Consider the following 21164-nt stretch of genomic DNA (forward strand, 5'->3'; position numbering starts at 1 on the left):
GAATGTGATCGAAATCGACCGCCTCGGAGCGTAGCCACCGTGGATCAGTTGGCCCTGCTGTTCGTCCTCCTCCTCGGAGCGGTGGTGATGGTGCCGCTCGGCGACCGGCTGGGCCTGCCCTCGCCGGTGCTGATGACGCTCGCGGGCGCGGTGCTGGCACTGCTCCCGTTCGTGCCCAACGTCCAGGTGCCGCCGGAATACATCCTGCCGATCGTGCTGCCGCCGCTGCTCTACGCGGCCGTCCAGCGCACCTCCTGGCGGCAGTTCACCGCCAACATCCGGCCGATCTTCCTGCTCGCCGTGCTGCTGGTCTTCGCCACCACGGCGGCGGTCGCGGCGGTGGCCCAGGCGGTGGTGCCCGGGATGCCGGTGGCCGCCGCGGTGGTCCTGGGGGCGCTGGTCGCCCCGCCCGACCCGGTGGCCGCCACCGCGGTGGCCGGCAAACTCGGGCTGCCCCGCCGCATGGTCTCCATCCTGGAGGGCGAGGGGCTGTTCAACGACGTCACCGCGATCGTGCTGTACCACGTCGCGCTGGCCGCGGTGGTCAGCGGCAGCTTCTCGGTGCCCGGCGCGGTGGGCTCGCTGGTGCTCTCCGCCGTCGTCGCCATAGCGGTCGGCCTGGCGCTCGGCTGGGTCACCAACCAGCTGATGGGACGGCTGGGCGATCCGACCCTGCAGATCGGGCTGACGCTGCTGGTGCCGTTCGTGTCGTACGTGCTGGCCGAGGAGTTCAAGGGGTCGGGCGTGCTCGCGGTGCTGACCTGCGGGCTGTTCCTGGCCGAGTACGCGGTCGACGCGGACGACGTGCTGGGCCGGCTGGCCGGCTACACCTTCTGGGAGGTCGTCGACACCCTCGTCACCGGCGTCGCCTTCGGGCTGATCGGCCTGGAGCTGCACACCATCATCGGCGCCGCCGCCGGCCGCTGGGGCCCGATGCTGGGCGCCGGCGCCGCGGTGGTGGCGGTGGTCGTCGCGGTGCGTCTGGTGTGGCTGCTGCCCGCGGCCTGGCTCGCCAAGCGGATGCACAAGCGCCGGGACTACGACGAGGAGATCCCGATGAGCTGGCGCGAGACGGTCATCATGTGGTGGTCCGGGATGCGCGGGGTGGCCTCGGTGGCGCTGGCGCTGGCCATCCCGTTCGGCGTGGACGGCGGGCCCTTCCCGGCCCGCGACGAGATCCTCTTCATCGCCTTCGCGGTGGTGCTCGCCACCCTGGTCGTCCAGGGGCTGACGCTGCCGTGGCTGGTGCGCAGGCTGCGGGTGCGGGCCGACACCGACGCGGCGGACGCGCTGGAGCGGGAGCTGGCGCTGCGGGTGATCAGGGCGTCCAAGCGGCGGCTGAAGGAGGTCCTGGAGGTCGAGGAGGTGTCCGACGAGGTCGCCGACCAACTGGCCCGCCGGGCCTACGACATCGGGGCCCGGATCGCGCCGGACATCGTCGACGACGAGCGGCGCGAGCTGTTCGAGAAGCGCATCTCCCGGCTGAAGAAGGTCCAGCGGATCCAGAACGAGATGCTCTCGGCCGCCCGGCACGAGGTGCTGGCGGCGCGCAGCGAACCGGGCGCCGACCCGGAGATCGTCGACCGGGTGCTGCGCCATCTGGACGTGCGGAGCCTGCGGGCGGCTCCTTAGGACGTGTCCCCAGGGCACTGGGCGCGCCCGTGCTCCTCGGCGGACGGCGCCGGCGCGGTGGCGATCCGCGGCAGCGCGTAGGCGTGCTCGGTGCGCAGCCACTCGATCATCCGCTCGCGGACCTGGCAGCGCACCGTCCACAGCGCGTCCGAGTCCCGGGCGGTGACCAGGGCGCGCACCACGATGGTGGACGGGGTGGTGTCGGTGACCACCAGGCTCCAGGACCGGCCGTCCCACTCCGGGCTCTCCTGGAGCAGCTCGTGCAGATGCTGCCGCATCTTCTCCACCGGGGCGGAGTGGTCGAGATGGAAGAAGACCGCGCCGGTCATCTGGGCGCCGCCGCGCGACCAGTTCTCGAACGGCTTGCTGGTGAAGTACGACACCGGCATGGTGATCCGGCGCTCGTCCCAGGTCCGCACGCTCAGGAACGTCAGCGTGATCTCCTCGACGGTGCCCCACTGGCCGTCCACCACCACGGTGTCCCCGATGCGGACCATGTCGCCGAACGCGATCTGGAGTCCGGCGAAGAGATTGCCCAGCGTGGACTGGGCGGCGATACCGGCGACGATGCCCACCAGCCCGGCGGACGCCAGCACGGACGTGCCCACCGCCCTCATCTGCGGGAACGTCAGCAGCATCGAGGCCGCCGCGATCACGATCACGGCCGCGGTCACCACCCGCTGGATCAGCGTCACCTGCGTCCGCACCCGCCGCACCCGCGCCGCGTCCCGCGCGCCGGCCGCATAGCGGGTGTACGACGACTCCACGATCGCCGCCGCGGCCCGCACCAGCAGCCAGGCGGTGGCGGCTATCAGCACCAGCGTCAGCGCCTGGCCGATGCCCACCGCGTGGTCCACCACGGCCGGGATCTCGGTCTGGTCGAAGGTGCCGAGCAACAGGGCGGCGGCGAGCATGAGTTGGAGCGGTATCCGGCAGCGCCGCAGCAGCCCCCACAGCGGGGTCTCCGGGTGCCGGGTGTCGATCCGCGCGAGGGTCCGGTCGATCAGCCAGACCAGGACCGTCGTGACCACGAGCGAGCCCCCGACGACGGCTATCGGGCGCAGCACGGCCTCCAGGGACACGGTCTCCTCCTCGGTGCGGTGTGCTCCTGCCGGGTACCACGACCGTAGCTGGCACGATGGGGGGCAAGCGATCCAACCCCAGGGAAGTGATGTCTGTGCCCGCCTCCGCCGAGCCCGCGACCAGCGGTTCCTCCACCATCGTGCTGTTTCATTCGGTGTGCGGGCTGCGCCCCGCGGTGCACGCCGGCGCGGACCGGCTGCGGGCCGCGGGCCACGAGGTGATCGTCCCCGACCTGTTCGGCGGCCGGACCGCCGGCTCGGTCGCCGACGGCATCGTGATCAAGGACGAGATCGGCAAGGAGGAGCTGCTCCGCCGCGCCGTCGCGGCCGCCGCCCCGTATTCCGACCGCGGACTGGTCTACGCCGGCTTCTCCTTCGGCGGCGCGGTCGCGCAGAACCTCGCCCTCGCCGACGAGAAGGCCCGGGGGCTGCTCCTGCTGCACGGCACCTCGGACATCGCCGACGGCGCCGTCGCCGACGAGCTGCCGGTGCAGCTGCACGTCGCCGACCCCGACCCGTACGAGCCGCACGACTGGCTGAACGCCTGGTACCTGCGGATGCGCCGGGCCGGCGCCGACGTCGAGGTGTTCCGCTACGCCGGCGCCGGCCACCTCTTCACCGACCCCGACCTGCCGGACTACGACGCGTCGGCGGCGGAGAGCGCCTGGAAGGTGGCGCTGGGGTTCCTGGCCGATCTGCCCGAGCGGGGCTGAGCCGGGGCGGGGCGGTCCGGGCACGGCGTGACGGGGCGGGGCCCAACCACCGTGCCGCGGTGGTCAGTTGCCGCCGGTCGGGTCCTTCTCGCCCTTGGCGATGCCCTGGCCGCCGCCGTCCTTGCCGGCGTCCCCGCCCTTGTCCGCGCCGCCGTCCTTGCCCCCGCCGTCCTTCGCCGGGCCGAACTCCGCGTCGATCATCTTGCGGAAGTTGGCCCGCGCGAGCTGGTTGTACTGCTCCTGCGTCATCCGCCGCTGCGGGATCTCCGCCATCGTCAGCTTCTTGTCGCCGTGCATGAAGGTGGGGGTGCCGCGCACGCCCTTGCGGCCGAAGAGCGCGGTCAGCTCCATCGCCCAGCGATCGTAGGTCCCGTCCTTCACCTGCTTCTCGAACGCCTTGTTGCCCTTCAGCTCCGGTACGTCGCCGGCCGCCTTCAGCAGCTCGGTGTCCTTCGCGTAGAGGTCCTCGCGCTCGTCGGGGTGGTACTTGGCCGAGTACAGCGCCGCCTTGTACTTCAGGAACGCCTCGGGGCTGATGTTCAGGGCCGCGCCGAGCGCGCTGAGCGCGTTCTTGGAGCCCTCGCCGCCCTGCGCGTCGTCGATGAAGGAGTACATCGTGAAGCGGACCTTGAAGCGGCCGTCATGGATGTCCTTGAGCAGCTCCTCGCCGGTGCTCTGCTCGAAGGCCGCGCACGCCGGGCAGCGGACGTCCTCGAAGACCTCCAGCGTCTGCGTGGCCTTCTTGTCGCCGATGAGGATCTCGGTGCCGTTCTTGCCCTGGGTGTGGGCCGGGGTGACCAGCTTGGCCTCCTTGGCCGCCTCCCAGCCGGTCGGCTCGTTCGCCTTCATCACGGCGTAGCCGATGCCGCCGGCGACCGCCAGGACGCCGACGACCGAGACCGCCACGACGAGTTGGCGGCGCAGCCGCTCCTTCTTCTTCTCCTTCTCGCGCTGGGCGCGGATCCGCTCGCGGGCGGCCTGCTTGCTCGCCTGGGTGTTCCGGTTGCTCATGGGGGGTCCGATCCTTCGGTGCTGCCTGGCTGGTGCGGTACGGGCGTCAGACGGCGACCGGGCCGGGCGGGCCGCGGCGGCGTACGCACGGCGCGGGCGGCGGGAGCGGACGGCCGGTGTGCGCACAGGCCGGGGTACGGACCCCCGTGCGGCCCCCGGGCGAGGCCCCGGGCCGGGCCGCCGGGCCAACTCCCCTCCCCTGCATGGCCGGGAGTCTGCCATGGGCACGACGGAAATCCGGGTCAAGATTTGGCATCGGCCGGCGTGCGCGGTGCACGCCGGCCGATGCCGGTGCCGGGGCGGAGCCCGGCGTCAGGACCCTGGGGTCACTTCTTGAGGTTCTTGTCCACCTGGGCGGTGAAGTCCGCGGCCGAGGACGGCGCGACCGGGCCCTGCGCGGTCTGGGTGCCCAGCACCGTGCCGTTCATCTTCACCGTCGGGGTGCTGCGGACGTCCTTGTGCGAGTCGAACTCCTTGGACATCGCCATCGCCCAGGCGTCGTAGGTGCCGCTCTTGACGGCCTTCTGGAAGGCGGCGTTGCCCTTCAGCGCCGGGATGGTGTCGGCCACCTTGATCAGGTAGCCGTCGTCGGCGAACTTGTCCGGGCCGGTCTCGTCGGGGTGGTACTGCTTGGAGTACAGCGCGAACTTGTACTTCAGGAACGCGTCCGGGGAGACGTTCAGCGCGGCGCCCAGGGCGCTGAGCGCGTTCTTGGAGCCGGTGCCCTGGAGGTTGCCGTCCAGGAACGTGCCGATGTGGTATTCCGCCTTGTACTTGCCGTCGCTGATGTCCTTCTCGACCGTGGCGCCGACGGTCTCCTCGAAGACGGCGCAGCCGGGGCAGCGCGGGTCCTCGAAGAGCTGCAGGGTGTTCTTGGCGTCGGCCTTGCCGACGACGACGGTGGTGCCGTTGGGGCCGCTGGTGTGGGCGGGCGGGACGGGCTTGGCCTTGGCGGCCTTCGCCCAGACGTCGGCACTGGAGCCGCTGCCGCCGTCGCTGCCACCGGAGGTGGCGACCGCGAGGCCGATGCCGCCGGCCACCGCCAGCACGGCGACGACCGAGCCGGCGACGATCAACTGCCGGCGGGTGCGTTCCTTCTTGGCCTGCCGTTCGCGCTCGGCGCGCAGCCGCTCGCGGGCTGCCTGCTTGTTGGCCTGGCTGTTGCGGTTGCTCATGACTGTTCTGCTCCGTGGTTTCCGTGGTCCGTGGGACGGGGGCGTGCTACCGGGGGCGTACGCGCCGTGCCTGCCGTACGGGCGTGCGCCGGCCGCCGGGCCCCGGGGGCGGGCCTCAGGCGGCGAGCGCGCAGGGCGGCCCGCGGCGCACGACGGAGTGCACGAGCAGGGGGAGGGAGCGGGGGGCCAGCGCGGTCCGTACGGGGGCGGGCACCGCGCGGCGCGGCGTCAGGACGCGGCCCAGGACCGCGGCCGCCACCAGCAGCGGGCGGAAGGCGAAGCCGGCCACCGCGCCCAGCAGCCGCACCAGCGCGGCCTCGCCGCGGCGCAGCCAGCCGGCCGCCAGCAGCCCGACGGCCAGGTGCGCGGCGAGCAGCAGCAGCCAGGCCGGGGCCGGGGCGCCGCCCTCACGGGCCAGCTGGGCCAGTGGTCCGCCGACCGGTCCGCCGCCGCAGAGCAGCATCGTGCTCAGCGAGTGGACCGGCCCGGCCGGGGCACCGTCCGCGCCGTAGCAGGTGTGCTGGCCGAGGCTGAAGACCGCGTCGGCGGCCAGCTCCAGGGGGAGCAGCAGCCCGGCGATCCGCCAGTAGCCGCGCTCGCGGCCGGCCAGCGCGTAGGCCAGCGCGAACACCGCGGCGCCGGTCCCGGCGACGGTGACCGGCGGCAGCGGCATACGGGAGAGCAGCACATGGGACGCCGAGGACAGCGCGACGCACAGCGCCGTGAAGAGCGCCGCGCGCAGTGCCCGCAGGTGTGCCGCCGAGATGTCCATCGCCAGCGAGTGTGCCATGGGGGCCGGCTAAAGGGGTACTAAGGGGGCACGCCCGCGTGCCTGCGGGACCGGGCGGCGCCGACGACGGGGAAGAGCCCCGCGGGCGGCACGCCCTACGCGCCCGGGAACCGGTCGTCGCGGAGGAGGTCGACGAAGATCCGGTGGTCGGCGCGGGCGCGGGCCGCGCCGGAGTGCGCGAAGTCCGCCAGCAGTGGCCCGAAGCCGTCCTCGTCGGCCGCGAGGGCCGCGTCGACGGCCCGCTCGGGCCGGAACGGCACCAGCGGATGCCGCTCCTTGCCGTCGCCCGCGGCGTGCGCGGCCGCGGTGACCCGGCCGAGCCCGGCGACGGCCGTGGCGATCTCCTCCGGGTCGTCGAGCGCGGACCAGTCCAGCCCGGCCGTGTACGGCGCGACCTCGCCGACCAGGAAGCCCGCACCGTCCAGCGCGGTCCAGCCCAGCCACGGATCGGCGTGCGCCTGGAGGGCCCGGCGGGCCAGCGCCGCCCGGTGCCCGTCGTGCCGGACATGCTCCGCGACGTCCGGGACCGGGCGGTACCGGGCGAGCGACGACGCCGGCGCCGGCCGCATGGTCAGTACCACATCGCTCTCCAGGACGTCGCTGGCGCCCTCCAGCAGCAGGTCGTAGGCGGCCGCGCCGTCCGTGCCGGGGCCGCGCCGGCCCACCACGTCCTTGACCCGGTACGCCTCGGGGCGGGCCGGGCCGGTCTCCGGCAGCGTCTCCAGATATCCGTCGAACGCCGCCAGGACCGTGTAGCGGGCCGCCGCGTCCAGCTCGACGCCGCCGTGCCCGCCGGCGAACCGCCGTTCCCCGCCGGACAGCTCGGTCAGCGGCGCCAGCAGCCCGGCCCGGGTCCGGCTGCGGGCCGCGCGCAGCACCGCGAGCAGCGGGCCGTCGGCGGTGTCCAGGGTGCACGGCGGCGCCGCGTCCGCGCCGGAGGCCAGCGCGTGGACGTGCTCCCGGTAGGACGCGGCGAAGGCTCGCACCAGTTCGGTGATCCGCGCATCGCTCAGCCCCCGGGCGTGGCCGAGCAGCGCCACCGAGGTCGCGCACCGCTTCAGGTCCCAGGTGAACGGGCCGACGTACGCCTCATCCGATCCGGTGACGCCGAACACCAGACGGCCCGTGGCGTCCAGGTACGCGCCGAAGCTCCCGGCGTGCAGATCGCCGTGGATCCACACCCGGCTGGTCCGCTCGTCCAGATACGGCGCTCCCTGCGCGCCCGCGCCGGACGCCGCCAGGTCGTGGTGGAACAAGGCCGCGGCGCCCCGGAAGAACGCGGCGGGGGAGCCGGCCATCCGGCGCAGGGACGGTCCGGGGACGGCGTCGAGGGCGGCGAGGATCGCCCCGTCGCGACGGTCGGTGTCCTGGCCGGGGTGCGTGCTGTGCCGTGCCGGGGCATGGGGGATCGGCATCGCTGGTGCCTCCTGGAGTGCCGGGAAAGCGGAGGGAGATCAGACGGGAGAACGCGCGAGGACGCCCGGGAGTGCCCGGATCCGGCCGCCGCTGTCAGCGCCGGGTCGTAGACTTCAACACCGTTCCACCCATCCCTCCCGACCTCTCCGCCCGCCCCTTCCGACCGCTCCCGACGACCCTGACGACTGTCACCACCGGAGGTTCAGCGCCGTGGCCAAGCCGCCCTTCACGCACCTGCATGTCCACACCCAGTACTCGCTGCTGGACGGTGCGGCGCGGCTCTCCGACATGTTCAAGGCGTGCCAGGAGATGGGGATGACGCACATCGCCATGTCCGACCACGGCAACCTCCACGGGGCCTACGACTTCTTCCACTCCGCGAAGAAGGCCGGGATCACCCCGATCATCGGGATCGAGGCGTACGTCGCCCCCGAGTCGCGGCGCAACAAGCGCAAGATCCAGTGGGGCCAGCCGCACCAGAAGCGCGACGACGTCTCCGGCTCGGGTGGCTACACCCACAAGACGATCTGGGCGGCTGACAAGACCGGTCTGCACAACCTCTTCCGCCTCTCCTCCGACGCCTACAAGGAGGGCTGGCTCCAGAAGTGGCCCCGGATGGACAAGGAGACCCTCTCCCAGTGGTCCGAGGGCCTGATCGCCTCCACCGGCTGCCCCTCGGGCGAGCTCCAGACCCGGCTGCGCCTGGGCCAGTACGACGAGGCCCTGAAGTCCGCCGCCGAGTACCAGGACATCTTCGGCAAGGACCGGTATTTCCTGGAGCTGATGGACCACGGCATCGAGATCGAGCGCCGGGTGCGCGACGGTCTCCTGGAGATCGGCAAGAAGCTCGGCATCCCCCCGCTGGTCACCAACGACTCGCACTACACCTACGCCCACGAGGCGACCGCGCACGACGCGCTGCTGTGCATCCAGACCGGCAAGAACCTCTCCGACCCCGACCGCTTCAAGTTCGACGGCACCGGCTACTACCTCAAGTCCACCGACGAGATGTACGCCATCGACTCCTCGGACGCCTGGCAGGAGGGCTGCCGCAACACCCTCCTGGTCGCCGAGCAGGTCGACACCACCGGCATGTTCGAGAAGCGCGACCTGATGCCGCGGTTCGACATCCCGGAGGGCTTCACCGAGGTCACCTGGTTCCAGGAGGAGGTCCGGCGCGGCATGGAGCGCCGGTTCCCGGCCGGCGTCCCCGAGGACCGCATGAAGCAGGCCGAGTACGAGATGGACGTCATCATCCAGATGGGGTTCCCCGGCTACTTCCTCGTGGTCGCCGACTTCATCATGTGGGCGAAGAACAACGGCATCGCGGTCGGCCCCGGCCGTGGCTCCGCGGCCGGCTCGATCGTCGCCTACGCCATGGGCATCACCGACCTCGACCCGATCGAGCACGGCCTGATCTTCGAGCGGTTCCTCAACCCCGAGCGCGTCTCCATGCCCGACGTCGACATCGACTTCGACGAGCGCAGGCGCGTCGAGGTGATCAGGTACGTCACGGAGAAGTACGGCGCCGACAAGGTCGCCATGATCGGCACCTACGGCAAGATCAAGGCGAAGAACGCCATCAAGGACTCCGCCCGGGTCCTCGGCTACCCGTACGCCATGGGCGACCGCCTCACCAAGGCCATGCCCGCCGACGTCCTCGGCAAGGGCATCGACCTCGACGGCATCACCAACCCCTCGCACCCGCGCTACAGCGAAGCCGGCGAGATCCGGGGGATGTACGAGAACGAGCCGGACGTCAAGAAGGTCATCGACACTGCCAAGGGCGTCGAGGGCCTGGTCCGGCAGATGGGCGTGCACGCCGCCGGCGTGATCATGTCCAGCGAGCCCATCATCGACCACGCCCCGGTCTGGGTGCGGCACACCGACGGCGTCACCATCACGCAGTGGGACTACCCGCAGTGCGAGTCGCTCGGCCTGCTGAAGATGGACTTCCTGGGCCTGCGCAACCTCACCATCATGGACGACGCCCTGAAGATGGTGAAGGCCAACAAGGGCATCGACCTGGAGCTGCTCTCCGTCCCGCTCGACGACCCCAAGACCTTCGAACTCCTCTGCCGCGGCGACACCCTCGGCGTCTTCCAGTTCGACGGCGGTCCGATGCGTTCGCTGCTGCGCCAGATGCAGCCCGACAACTTCGAGGACATCTCCGCCGTCTCGGCTCTCTACCGGCCCGGCCCGATGGGCATGAACTCGCATATCAACTATGCCGAGCGCAAGAACGGCCGCCAGGAGATCACCCCGATCCACCCGGAGCTGGAAGAGCCGCTCAAGGAGACCCTCGGCCTGACCTACGGCCTGATCGTCTATCAGGAGCAGGTACAGAAGGCCGCCCAGATCATCGCCGGCTACTCGCTGGGCGAGGCCGACATCCTCCGCCGTGTGATGGGCAAGAAGAAGCCCGAGGAACTGGCCAAGAACTTCACCATCTTCCAGGCCGGCGCCAAGAAGAACGGCTACTCCGACGAGGCCATCCAGGCCCTGTGGGACGTCCTGGTCCCGTTCGCCGGCTATGCCTTCAACAAGGCGCACTCCTCCGCGTACGGCCTGGTCACCTACTGGACCGCCTACCTCAAGGCCAACTACCCGGCCGAGTACATGTCCGCGCTGCTGACGTCCGTGCGCGACGACAAGGACAAGTCCGCGGTCTATCTGAACGAGTGCCGCCGGATGGGCATCAAGGTCCTCCCGCCGAACGTCAACGAGTCCGAGGCCAACTTCGCCGCCCAGGGCGACGACGTCATCCTCTTCGGCCTCACTGCCGTACGGAACGTCGGCCAGAACGTCGTCGACTCGATCATCCGCTGCCGCAAGGCCAAGGGGAAGTACGCCTCCTTCCCCGACTACCTCGACAAGGTCGACGCGGTGGTCTGCAACAAGCGCACCACCGAATCGCTGATCAAGGCCGGCGCCTTCGACGAGATGGGCCACACCCGCAAGGGCCTGACGGCGCACTACGAAGCGATGATCGACAACGTCGTCCAGGTCAAGCGCAAGGAGGCCGAGGGCCAGTTCGACCTCTTCGGCGGGATGGGCGACGACTCCTCCGACGAGGGCCCCGGCTTCGGGCTGGACGTGCAGTTCTCCGAGGAGGAGTGGGACAAGACGTATCTGCTCGCCCAGGAGCGCGAGATGCTCGGCCTCTACGTCTCCGACCACCCGCTCTTCGGCCTGGAGCACGTGCTGAGCGACAAGGCGGACGCCGCCATCGCCCAGCTGACCGGCGGTGACTACGCCGACGGCTCGATCGTCACCATCGGCGGCATCATCTCCGGCCTCCAGCGCAAGATGACCAAGCAGGGCAACGCCTGGGCCATCGCCACCGTCGAGGACCTCGCCGGCTCCCTCGACTGCATGTTCTTCCCGGCCACGTACCAGCTGGTGTCCACCCAACTCGTCGAGGACGCCGTGGTGTTCGTCAAGGGCCGGCTGGACAAGCGGGAGGACGTGCCGCGGCTGGTCGCCATGGAGATGATGGTCCCCGACCTCTCGGAGGCCGGCGCCAACGCCCCGGTGACGATCACCATTCCGGCGGTGAAGGTCACCCCGCCGATGGTCGAGAAGCTCGGCGAGGTGCTCAGCAGCCACCGCGGCTCCACCGAGGTCCGCATCCGGCTGCAGGGCGTACGGAAGACCACGGTGCTCCGTCTGGACCGCCACCGGGTCACCGCCGACCCGTCGTTGTTCGGCGATCTGAAGGTGCTGCTCGGCCCGTCCTGCCTGGCCGGCTGAGACATCCGGCCGGGGCGCCGCTGACGCCCCGGCCCGGTACGACGAGGGGCGCGCCCGCACGGTTCGGGCGCGCCCCTCCCAAGTCTTCGGCGGCGCACGGAGGTTGGGGGACCGCGCGGCGGTCCTGTCCGGACCGTCAGTTGTGGCCGAAGCGGCGCTGGTGCTTGCGCGCCACGTCCGCCGGGCTGCCCTGCGCCTGCGAGTGCGAGATCGCTTCGAGGGTGGACTTCTCGGACGACTGCTGGCCGCGTTCGGCCTGACTCTCCTTGGGTTGCTTCCGTTCCTTCTTGTTCTTGGCCATATCGTGCCTCCTGAGGGGGATCTTGGGATCGGCCGGAATCAGACTTACACGGCGGACACATCCCTGCATTTCGGGCAATTACCCTGGGTGACAACGGCAGTTACCCGTCGTGCGGACGGCCGAACGTGAATCCGCCACGCCGAAGATCGAGTTCGTGCAGATAACCCCCGTTCGGTCGGGCAGACTCGAAGGAAGCCGAAGAGCACTCGTGCCACGGGCCGAGCCGGGGGCGACCGGACTTCAGCACCTCAGGGAAGAGGGTGGAACGTGGACCGCTGCGTCGTCCTGGTGGACGCCGGGTATCTGCTCGGTGCCGCCGCCAGCCTGCTCGCCGGAGAACCCGCCCGTTCCCGGATCACCGTCGACCACGCCGCCCTCATCCAGGGACTGCGCCAACGCGCCGAGGCCGACACCGAACGGCCGCTGCTGCGGATCTACTGGTTCGACGGCGCCCCCGACCGCGTCCCGCAGCCCGAGCACCGCCGGCTGCGGGTGATGCCCCGGGTCACCGTCCGGCTGGGCGCCCTGACCCGCAGCGACGGGCGCTGGGCGCAGAAGGGCGTGGACGCCGCCATGCACGCCGAGCTGACCGAACTCGCCCGCAACCGCGCCTGCTCCGACATCGTGCTGGTCACCGGCGACGGCGATCTGCTGCCCGGCCTGATGTCCGCCAAGGAGCACGGCGTCGCCGTTCACCTCTGGGCCGTCCAGGCCGCCGACGGCGACTACAACCAGTCCGAGGACCTGGTCGCCGAGGCCGACGAGCGGCGGGTGCTGGACCGCGCCTGGATCACCGGCGCGGTCCGCGCCAAGGAGCTGGGCGGCCCCTGCGCCCCGCCGCCCGCCCCGCGCCCCGAGATCGCCGCGATCCTCTCCGCCCCGCTCCCGGAGACCGCGGTCGCCGCCGCGGCGGCCGCCGCCTCCGGCCCCGACCCGGTGGACGGCCACGACGGAGCACCGCGCCCGGCCTCCGCCGACGACCGCGGCGAGCCCGGCGGCGAGAGCGGCGCCGGCGGCTCCCGAGGCGTCCCCACCCCCAAGGACCTCGCCGGCCTCGGCCGCCCCGCGCACGCCCCGCAGAACTCCGTCCCCGGCCCCGCGCAGAACGGCAGCCAGCCCGCGGCCACCCTCCGCTGGTCCTCCGACAAGGGCTGGATCGAGCGCGGCGGCCCGCTCGGCGAACCGGCCGAGACCGCCTCGCTGCCCACCCTCGCCCAGCTCACCAGCGCCGAACAGCGCTGGGCCGACCGCGAGGAGGACATCACCGCGGTCGGCGGCGACCCCTTCGAGGTCGGCCAGGTCTTCGCCCGCCGCTGGACCGAGCGGCTCTCCGACGCCGCCCACCTCCAGCAGCTCTCCACGGAGTACCCCCGCATCCCGCACCGCATCGACGGGGAACTCCTCCGCTACGCCGCCCGCTTCGGCCTGCTCGCCCACAAGGACGACCAGATCGACGAGCACGACCGCTACGCCATCCGGGCCGGCTTCTGGCGCGAGGTCGACCTCCGCACCGCCGCCGAACACACCCCGGCCGGCGACTGACCGCGCGGCCCGGAGCCGTGCGCCGGCTGGGCGCGCCCGTCCTCGGGCTGCCCCCGGGACCGGCGGCCGCCCCGGGCCGCGTACCCTCATAGCTCGTGAAGACGGGCGCAAAACAGGTGGAGCACGGCGCGCCGGTGTGCGTCGTGCGGGACCTGGTCAAGACCTATCCCGCGCCGCGCGGGCGGCGCGGGGCGGAGCGCGCGCCGGCGGTACGCGCCAGCGACGGCATCAGCCTCGACGTCCGCCGCGGCGAGATCTTCGGGCTGCTCGGCCCCAACGGCGCCGGCAAGTCCACCCTGGTCCGCCAGCTGACCGGACTGCTCCGGCCGGACGCCGGCAGCATCACCGTCCTCGGCCACGACCTGGTGCGGCACCCGGAGCGGGCCGCGCGCCTGCTGGGCTATCTCGGTCAGGAGTCGACCGCGCTGGACGAGCTGACCGTCTCCCTGGCCGTGGAGACCACCGGCCGGCTGCGCGGCCTGGACGCCGCCGCGGCCCGCGCCGAACGCGACGCGGTCCTCGACGAGCTGGGCCTGCGACCGCTCGCCGGCCGCGCGCTGAAGAAGCTCTCCGGCGGCCAGCGGCGGCTGGCCTGCTTCGCCACCGTGCTGACCGGCGAGCGCCCGCTGCTGGTGCTGGACGAGCCGACCACCGGCATGGACCCGGTCGCCCGGCGCGCGGTGTGGGCCGCGGTGGACCGCCGCCGCGCCGAGCGGGGCGTCACCGTCGTCCTGGTCACCCACAACGTCCTGGAGGCCGAGAGCGTGCTCGACCGGGTCGCGGTGATCGACCAGGGGCGGGTGATCGCCTGCGACACGCCCGGCCGGCTGAAGGAACTGGTGGGGGAGGAGGTCCGGCTGGAGCTGGTCTGGCGGGACCGGCCCCCGCTCGACGTCCCCGAGGTCGCCGCCCTGGCCGCCGACGCCCGCGCCACCGGCCGCCGCTGGACCCTGCGGCTCCCCGCCGACCGGGCCCGCCTGGCGGTCACCGCGGTCACCGCGGGCCCCGCCTTCGCGGCCCTGGACGACTTCACCCTGGCCACGCCGAGCCTGGAGGACGTCTACGTCTCCCTGGGCGGGCGCGCGGAGGGTCTGGTGAAGGCGTGAGCGCGGCGGCGCCTCCGGCCGGGGCCCGGACGAGCAGGAACGCGGGCGGGCGGCCGCTCGTGCGCACGACAGACCGACCGCGTGTCGAGGAAAGCCGGGTGGCGGCGTGAGTGTGATGTCCGCGCGGACAGCGACCGGAACGGGCGGCGGAACGGGCGACGGCGCCGGACCGGAGGACGGGACCGGCGCCGCCGCTCCGCTCGCGCCCCGGGCCCGGCTGCTGCCCGCCCTCGGTGCCGTCTACCGCGCCCAGCTCTCCCGGGCCCGGGTCGCCCGGATTCCGCTGCTGTTCGTCGCCACCTTCCAGTCCGTCGGGATCATGGTCCTGCTGCGCGGGGTGGTCAGCGGCGGCGACCCGGCCTGGTCGGTGGTCTCCGGCTCCGCCGTGCTGGTCGTCGCCTTCGTCGCGCTGAACCTCCTGGCCCAGTACTTCGGCCAGCTGCGGGCCGGCGGCGGCCTCGACCACTACGCGACGCTGCCGGTGCCGCCGGCCGCCGTGGTGCTCGGCGCGGCCGCCGCCTACGCCTCGTTCACCGTGCCGGGCACGGCGGTCACCGCGGTCGTCGGCTGTCTGCTCTTCCAGCTGCCGATGGCCCACCTGTGGGTGCTGGCCGCGGTGGTGCCGCTGGCCGGCGCGGCGCTGTCCGGGCTCGGCGCGGCCCTCGGGCTGCTCGCCCCGCGCCAGGAACTCGCCACCCTCGGCGGCCAGTTGGGCATGTCGGCGGCGCTGCTGCTGGGAGTGCTGCCGGCCGGGCGGATGCCCGAGCTGATCGGCTGGGCCCGCGATCTGCTGCCCTCCACCTACGGGGTGGAGGCGCTGGCACGCACCTTCGCCCCGCACCCGGACTGGCCCGCGGTCGTCGGCGACCTCGGCATCTGCGCGGCCGTCGGGGTGCTCTCGCTGGCCCTGGCCACCTGGGCGTACCGCCGGGCGGCGGTCCGGTGAACGACGGCACCGGCGCAACCGGCGCACACGGGGCACGCGGGCGTCCTGCTGCCGGGACCGCGGCGCCGGCCTGGCACGATGACGGGGTGACCGCAGCGCAGACGCCCCACGAGAACCAACCGCCCGAAGAGCCCCACCGGCACCCCGCGGCCCCCGGCGACTCCGCCGGCCCCGACTCCGGCACACCCGCCGACGCCGGTGCGTCCGCCGAATCCGCTGAATCCGGCGCACCCGCCGCCTCCGCCGGCGGCCACCCCGAGCTCGCCCGCGAACTGCGCGAAGGCGTGCTGATCGCGCTGGCCGTCGCGGTCAGCGGGGTGCTGCTGGGCGTGCTGTGGGCCTGGCTGGCGCCGCGCGTCCCGCTGATCGCGGACACCCGCAACGTCTACCTCAAGAACACCGAGGGCGAGGAGGCGATCGGCGCCGACGGCATCTTCTTCCTGCTGGCGTTCGGCTTCGGCGTGGTCACCGCGGCCGTGGTCTTCCTCCTCCGGCGCCGCGGCGGCATCCCGCTCGTGGTGTCGCTGGCCGCCGGCGGGCTGCTGGGCGCGGTGCTGGGCTGGCTGACCGGCATGTGGCTGGGCCCCACGCCGGACGTGGTCGCGCATGCCAAGCAGGTCGGCGCCGGGGTCGTCTTCGACGGGCCGCTGCGGCTCCAGGCCAAGGGCGCCCTGCTGGCCTGGCCGATCGCCGGGATGATCACTCAGATCGCGCTGACCGGGCTCTTCGGGCCGCGCGATCCGGAGGCCGACGCGCTGATGGTGCCGGACTGGTCCGGACACCACCAGCAGCCGCCGACGGCCGGCTGAACCGCCCTGCCGGCCGCCCCCCTCAGGACGGCCGGCGGCCGTGGTTGGCCCGCCCCTTCCGGACGCGCCACTTCCGCTTACGGGTTCTCTTCGACATGGCGTACCTCCTCCCCGGTCGTAACCGAGGACGGGCGCCCGGGGAAGCCCCACCACAGCGCGGGCCGCGACACCCGGGGGCGCGCGGCGGCACCGACGGGGCTCAGGACGGCGGGTTTCGGGTACGCGAGCCCGAACCCCTGACCCACGCGAGAACCCCCACCGGAGAATCGCTAGCCCCGTGCGATCGGTGCGACCCGGGCGTCGGTCAGGGCGACCAGGTCGCCGGGGGAGAGCTCGACCTCCAGGCCGCGCCGGCCCGCCGAGACGCACACCGTCGGCCGGCCCTCGGCCGAGGCGTCCACGACCGTCCGCAGCCGCTTGCGCTGCCCCAGCGGCGAGATCCCGCCCCGCACATAGCCGGTGCTGCGCTCGGCCGCCGCCGGATCGGCCATCGCGGCCCGCTTGCCGCCCACCGCGGCCGCCAGCGCCTTCAGGTCCAGCGAGCCGGAGACCGGGACCACGGCCACCGTCAGGGCGCCGTCCACGTCCGCCAGCAGCGTCTTGAAGACCTGGTCGGGGGAGACGCCGAGCGCCTCGGCGGCCTCCTCGCCGTACGAGGCGGCCGCCGGGTCGTGGTCGTAGGCGTGCACCGTGAACGGGACGCCGGCCGCGGTCAGCGCCACCGTCGCCGGCGTGCCCCCGGACTGCGCGGCGCCCTTCTTCCCCTGCTTCGGCTTCTTCGACTGCTTCGGCTGCTTGGTCAACGTGTCTCGCCTCGTTCGAACGCGGAGCCGACGGCCCCGGGACCGTATCTCGTGCTGCCGGTGCGTCAGTTGGGACTGGTCGGCTGCCGGGTCAGCTCCACGGCCGGCAGCGACGGGAGCTTACCGATCACCGCCGCCTCCTGGCGAAGGAGTTCCAGCTCCTGACGCAGCCGGGACGCGGTGTCCGACGCCGCCAGCAGCCGCTGCTTGGCGGGCACGTCCAGCACGGCCGCCGCGGCGACCAGGTACGACAGCACCGACGGGTCGGCGGGCAGCTCCTGGTCGCCGGTCAGGGTCCGCTCGTTCGCCCAGGCCAGCCGCTTCTGATAGGTGCGGAAGGCCCGCACCACGCCGGACGCCAGGGTGCCCGCGCCCTCCCCGTCGTCCTCCTCCAGCGGCGCCAACTCGCCCGTCAGATACGGCCCGGAGGCGTCCACCGACAGCAGCCGGAAGCGGGTGGTGCCGGTGGCCAGGACCTCGTAGCCGCCGCCCGCCTTCTGCTGGATGGTCGCCGCGTCCGCGACGCAGCCGACCGTGTGGAAGGCCCGGACCGGGTCGTCGCCGAAGCCCGCGGCAGGGCCGGTGGCGGTCGGCGCGGTGGCGTCCGGCAGCCCAGGCGCGGTGAACGCGACCTCCCGGCCGTCCCGGATGGCGACCACCGCGAACCGGCGGTCGTCCTCGGGCCGCTCCAGCAGATCGCGCATCATGGCCCGATACCGCGCCTCGAAGACGTTCAGCGGCAGCACCAGGCCCGGGAACAGCACCGAATTGAGCGGGAACAGGGGCAGACGCACGGAGGACACAGTCCGTAAGCCTACGGCCTGTCCGGTGCGTCCCGACCGGGGCCGTCCCCGGGCGGCTCCCGGGCGGCCCTACTGCCGTCGCAGCAGCCGGGAGGCGCCGGTCGCGATCGTCGTCGCCAGAACCCACCCCACCATGATCATCACCGCCGCCACCCACTGGGCTGCCCCGCCCGGTTTCCACGCGCCGCCCTGGTAGAGGTCTATGACCGGCAGCAGCAGATCCAGGGAGTAGAGGTACGGGTTCCACTGCGGCGCCTCGTCGTGCCTGAGGGGCGGCGGCGGGTACGAGGCGAAGTACGCCGTGCCGATCGCCCACAGGATCGCCATCCACACCGCGGCCCGCCCCGGGCGGTAGCCGTAGGCCACCGTCCAGTCCTGGAGGAAGCCCCATGCCTTCGCCGCCAGCGGCAGCGTCTCGCGGCGCCGCCGCTGCTTGGCCAGCAGCACCTCCCGGGCGTCCGCGTCCTCGCCCATCGCGCGCAGCGAGGCGGCCAGCATCTCGTACGGCTCGGGCGCGTACTCCGGGGTCGCCGCGGCCACCCACTGGAGCCGCAGCGCCAGCGGGAAGTGGCCGCGCGGGATCAGCGTTTCGTAGGCGAAGCCGGCCATCATCAGCCCGCCCAGCCCCGGCCAGCTCGCCGACTTGTCGACGAGGTTGACGACCCGGGCGCCGGAGAGGATCACCCGGCCGCGCTGCGGGCGCTCGCCCAGGAACCGCAGCTCCGGCGTCTGGATGCGGCGCAGCGACAGCTCCTGGTCGGACTCCATGATGAACCGCGCGTGCTCCAGGTCCACCGCGTCCCCGAACCGCCCGTCGTCCAGCCGCACCCCGCCCTCGCACTCGAAGCGCTGCATCCGGGTGCCCCGGGCCGGGGTGTGGGTGATGCCGTACGGGGGCGTGGCGCCGCTGGAGAACGGGGAGTTGGCCAGGCCCGCGGCGGTCAGATAGAGGGTGCGCTCGACGGTCAGCTGGGGGGCGTTCAGCGCCCGGCGGCCGAACGGATTGCTCAGATGGCTCCCGCGCAGGCTCAGCGACACCCCGACGGTGGCGCCGCGCAGCGACAGCTCGCCGTAGGACTCCAGCATCTCGGCCTGGAGGTCCTGGGCGACGGTCATCCCGTCCGCCATGACCGAGCGGCCCTGGCGGTCCTTGTGCACCACGACCTGATTGAGCATCAGGTCGGTGCCGATGTGCGCGTCGGTCAGCCGGATGCCCGAGTGCACCACGCACCGCGGCAGATGCAGATCGCCCTCGGTGTGCAGCCGGGCCGCCTCCAGCCTGGGTATCGCGCAGTTCACCATCCGCAGGGTGGTGAACCGGCTCTCCGGCAGCAGCACCTCGGCCTCGAAGCGGCAGTCCCGCAGCTCCACGAATGGCTTGATCGTGCCGCCCGCAAGGTCGAGAGTGTCCGTGATGTACGCACCGGTGAGGTGCAGTCCGGACACCCGCCCGGGCTGCGCCGGCGGTCCGTCGAGCAGCAGCAGCGCCACCACCCGGGCCCGGACCCGGCGCTCCGGGCCCCACAGGTGCTGCCCGTGCGGATCGTCCCGGGACGGGTCGCCGCTGTGGAGGTCGCAGGTGCTGCCGTTGCGGAACGCCTGCCACATGCTCCACTCCGCGGACGTCAGTCGCAGGTCGGCAGGCGCGTCGCCGTCCCTGGCTCCGGTCACTGTGGCTCCCCCTCGCTCTCGCCCCCGGCGGTGCGGTATCCGGTCCCGATACCTGTTCGGACGCGTCCCGGCAGGCGCCGTTCCACCCGCCCCGCGGGGCTCCCCGTGAGCCCGCACCGACCCCTTGCCCGCCCGGTGACGGGTTGAACACGCGTGGTCAGGGCCAACTCCGGTCAACTTCGCGGTCTCCGGTCCGGCGGTCGCCCGGCCCGTCCACACTGCGTATCACTCACCGATACGGCCGCTCGGGCCCGGCGGCGGGTCTGAGACACTGGGGGAGTGATCTCCCGAATCGATCTGCGTGGCGCCGCCCTCCCCGAGGGTGCCGCCCTGCGCGACCTGCTGCCCCGTGCCGAGTTCGACGTGGAAGCCGCCCTGGAGAAGGTCCGGCCCATCTGCGAGGACGTACGCCATCGCGGCACCGCGGCGCTGATCGAGTACGCGCGGCGGTTCGACGGCGTCGGGATCGAGCGGGTCCGGGTCCCGGCGGAGGCCCTCACCGAGGCCCTTGACGCGCTGGATCCGAAGGTCCGCGCCGCCCTGGAGGAGTCCATCCGGCGCGCCCGGATCGTCCACCGCGAGCAGCGCCGCACCGACGTCACCACCAAGGTCGTCCCCGGCGGCACGGTCACCGAGCGCTGGGTCCCCGTCGAGCGGGTCGGCCTCTACGTCCCCGGCGGCCGGTCGGTCTACCCGTCCTCCGTCGTCATGAACGTCGTCCCCGCCCAGGAGGCCGGCGTCGGCTCGCTCGCCGTCGCCTCCCCGCCGCAAGCCGACTTCGGGGGCCTGCCGCACCCGACGATCCTCGCCGCCTGCGCCCTGCTCGGCGTCGACGAGGTGTACGCCGCGGGCGGCGCCCAGGCCGTCGCGATGTTCGCCTACGGCACCGACGAGTGCGCCCCGGCCAATCTGGTCACCGGCCCCGGCAACATCTACGTCGCCGCCGCCAAGCGCCTGCTCAAGGGCCGGATCGGCATCGACTCCGAGGCCGGGCCCACCGAGATCGCGGTGCTCGCCGACCACACCGCCGACCCGGTCCACGTCGCCGCCGACCTGATCAGCCAGGCCGAGCACGACCCGATGGCCGCCGCGGTCCTGGTCACCGACTCCGAGGAGCTGGCCGACCGCACCGAGAAGGAGCTGGCCCCGCAGATCGCGGCCACCAAGCACGTCGAGGACCGCATCGTGCCGGCGCTGTCCGGCCGGCAGTCCGCGATCGTCCTGGTCGACGGCCTCGACGAGGGCCTCGCGGTGGTGGACGCCTATGGCGCCGAGCACCTGGAGATCCAGACCGCGGACGCCGCCGCGGTCGCCGCCCGGGTCCGCAACGCCGGCGCGATCTTCGTCGGCCCCTACGCCCCCGTCTCCCTCGGCGACTACTGCGCCGGCTCCAACCACGTCCTGCCCACCGGCGGCTGCGCCTGCCACTCCTCCGGCCTGTCCGTCCAGTCGTTCCTGCGCGGCATCCACGTCGTGGACTACTCGCGGGAGGCGCTGGCCGAGGTCGCCCACCATGTGGTGACCCTCGCCGAGGCCGAGGACCTCCCGGCCCACGGCGCGGCGATCAAGGCGAGGTATGACTGGACGGTTCCCCCGAGCAAGTGAGCAGGC

The 21164-nt window shown here is 73.0% G+C and carries 17 protein-coding genes; 8 read left to right on the plus strand and 9 right to left on the minus strand.

Annotated elements, in window-relative coordinates; translation table 11 throughout:
• The first annotated feature begins 39 nt into the window (after window positions 1-39).
• Window positions 40-1632 (plus strand): Na+/H+ antiporter, encoded by a 1593-nt coding sequence (locus ACRAS8_RS26375; protein WP_438488487.1) that lies wholly within the window; start codon window positions 40-42, stop codon window positions 1630-1632.
• Here ACRAS8_RS26375 and ACRAS8_RS26380 read toward each other — a convergent pair.
• Window positions 1629-2708, minus strand: coding sequence for a mechanosensitive ion channel family protein (locus tag ACRAS8_RS26380; RefSeq protein WP_438490598.1), 1080 nt, complete (start codon window positions 2706-2708; stop codon window positions 1629-1631). The two genes, ACRAS8_RS26375 and ACRAS8_RS26380, sit on opposite strands and share 4 nt — an antisense overlap.
• A gap of 101 nt (window positions 2709-2809) precedes the next feature.
• On the opposite strand from ACRAS8_RS26380, the gene ACRAS8_RS26385 reads away from it, so the two are divergent.
• A complete protein-coding gene (locus tag ACRAS8_RS26385; RefSeq protein WP_438490599.1) occupies window positions 2810-3427 on the plus strand; it encodes a dienelactone hydrolase family protein in 618 nt (205 codons plus the stop codon).
• Between the two features lie 63 nt (window positions 3428-3490).
• Here ACRAS8_RS26385 and ACRAS8_RS26390 read toward each other — a convergent pair whose 3' ends face one another.
• The 4 genes from ACRAS8_RS26390 to ACRAS8_RS26405 form a co-directional block, all read right to left on the minus strand.
• Window positions 3491-4438 (minus strand): thioredoxin domain-containing protein, encoded by a 948-nt coding sequence (locus ACRAS8_RS26390; RefSeq protein ID WP_438488488.1) that lies wholly within the window; start codon window positions 4436-4438, stop codon window positions 3491-3493.
• A 326-nt stretch (window positions 4439-4764) separates the two neighbouring features.
• On the minus strand, window positions 4765-5613 hold the full coding sequence (locus tag ACRAS8_RS26395) for a thioredoxin domain-containing protein (protein ID WP_438488489.1): 849 nt from the start codon (window positions 5611-5613) through the stop codon (window positions 4765-4767).
• 115 nt (window positions 5614-5728) lie between these two features.
• Window positions 5729-6403: a hypothetical protein gene (locus ACRAS8_RS26400; RefSeq protein WP_438488490.1), complete on the minus strand. Its 675-nt coding sequence runs from the start codon at window positions 6401-6403 to the stop codon at window positions 5729-5731.
• Window positions 6404-6498: 95 nt separating this feature from the next.
• Window positions 6499-7818: a DUF2252 family protein gene (locus ACRAS8_RS26405; protein WP_438488491.1), complete on the minus strand. Its 1320-nt coding sequence runs from the start codon at window positions 7816-7818 to the stop codon at window positions 6499-6501.
• A gap of 211 nt (window positions 7819-8029) precedes the next feature.
• Between ACRAS8_RS26405 and dnaE the strand changes: the two genes are divergently transcribed.
• Window positions 8030-11572, plus strand: coding sequence for a DNA polymerase III subunit alpha (gene dnaE / locus ACRAS8_RS26410; RefSeq protein ID WP_438488492.1), 3543 nt, complete (start codon window positions 8030-8032; stop codon window positions 11570-11572).
• A gap of 136 nt (window positions 11573-11708) precedes the next feature.
• Here dnaE and ACRAS8_RS26415 read toward each other — a convergent pair whose 3' ends face one another.
• Window positions 11709-11873: a hypothetical protein gene (locus ACRAS8_RS26415; protein WP_438488493.1), complete on the minus strand. Its 165-nt coding sequence runs from the start codon at window positions 11871-11873 to the stop codon at window positions 11709-11711.
• 267 nt (window positions 11874-12140) lie between these two features.
• Here ACRAS8_RS26415 and ACRAS8_RS26420 point away from each other — a divergent pair, with 267 nt between their 5' ends.
• The 4 genes from ACRAS8_RS26420 to ACRAS8_RS26435 all read left to right on the plus strand — a co-directional run bounded on the left by ACRAS8_RS26420 (window position 12141) and on the right by ACRAS8_RS26435 (window position 16276).
• Complete coding sequence (locus ACRAS8_RS26420) at window positions 12141-13415, plus strand: NYN domain-containing protein (protein ID WP_438488494.1); 1275 nt, start codon at window positions 12141-12143, stop codon at window positions 13413-13415.
• Window positions 13416-13531: 116 nt separating this feature from the next.
• Window positions 13532-14521 (plus strand): ABC transporter ATP-binding protein, encoded by a 990-nt coding sequence (locus ACRAS8_RS26425; RefSeq protein ID WP_438490600.1) that lies wholly within the window; start codon window positions 13532-13534, stop codon window positions 14519-14521.
• A 115-nt stretch (window positions 14522-14636) separates the two neighbouring features.
• Window positions 14637-15467, plus strand: a complete 831-nt coding sequence (locus ACRAS8_RS26430; RefSeq protein WP_438490601.1) for an ABC transporter permease — start codon at window positions 14637-14639, stop codon at window positions 15465-15467.
• 86 nt (window positions 15468-15553) lie between these two features.
• Window positions 15554-16276: an ABC transporter permease gene (locus ACRAS8_RS26435; protein WP_438488495.1), complete on the plus strand. Its 723-nt coding sequence runs from the start codon at window positions 15554-15556 to the stop codon at window positions 16274-16276.
• Between the two features lie 269 nt (window positions 16277-16545).
• On the opposite strand, the gene ybaK is transcribed toward ACRAS8_RS26435, so the two are convergent.
• The 3 genes from ybaK to ACRAS8_RS26450 all read right to left on the minus strand — a co-directional run bounded on the left by ybaK (window position 16546) and on the right by ACRAS8_RS26450 (window position 19553).
• Window positions 16546-17079, minus strand: a complete 534-nt coding sequence (gene ybaK, locus ACRAS8_RS26440; RefSeq protein WP_438488496.1) for a Cys-tRNA(Pro) deacylase — start codon at window positions 17077-17079, stop codon at window positions 16546-16548.
• Between the two features lie 65 nt (window positions 17080-17144).
• A complete protein-coding gene (locus ACRAS8_RS26445; protein WP_438488497.1) occupies window positions 17145-17882 on the minus strand; it encodes an LON peptidase substrate-binding domain-containing protein in 738 nt (245 codons plus the stop codon).
• A gap of 69 nt (window positions 17883-17951) precedes the next feature.
• Entirely contained in the window at window positions 17952-19553 is a 1602-nt protein-coding gene (locus tag ACRAS8_RS26450) for an oxidoreductase (RefSeq protein ID WP_438488498.1), read from the minus strand.
• A 279-nt stretch (window positions 19554-19832) separates the two neighbouring features.
• Between ACRAS8_RS26450 and hisD the strand changes: the two genes are divergently transcribed.
• Entirely contained in the window at window positions 19833-21158 is a 1326-nt protein-coding gene (hisD, locus tag ACRAS8_RS26455; RefSeq protein ID WP_438488499.1) for a histidinol dehydrogenase, read from the plus strand.
• Window positions 21159-21164 lie beyond the last annotated feature (6 nt).

This window comes from Streptomyces sp. S186, from assembly GCF_051603415.1.
Lineage (GTDB): Bacteria > Actinomycetota > Actinomycetes > Streptomycetales > Streptomycetaceae > Streptomyces.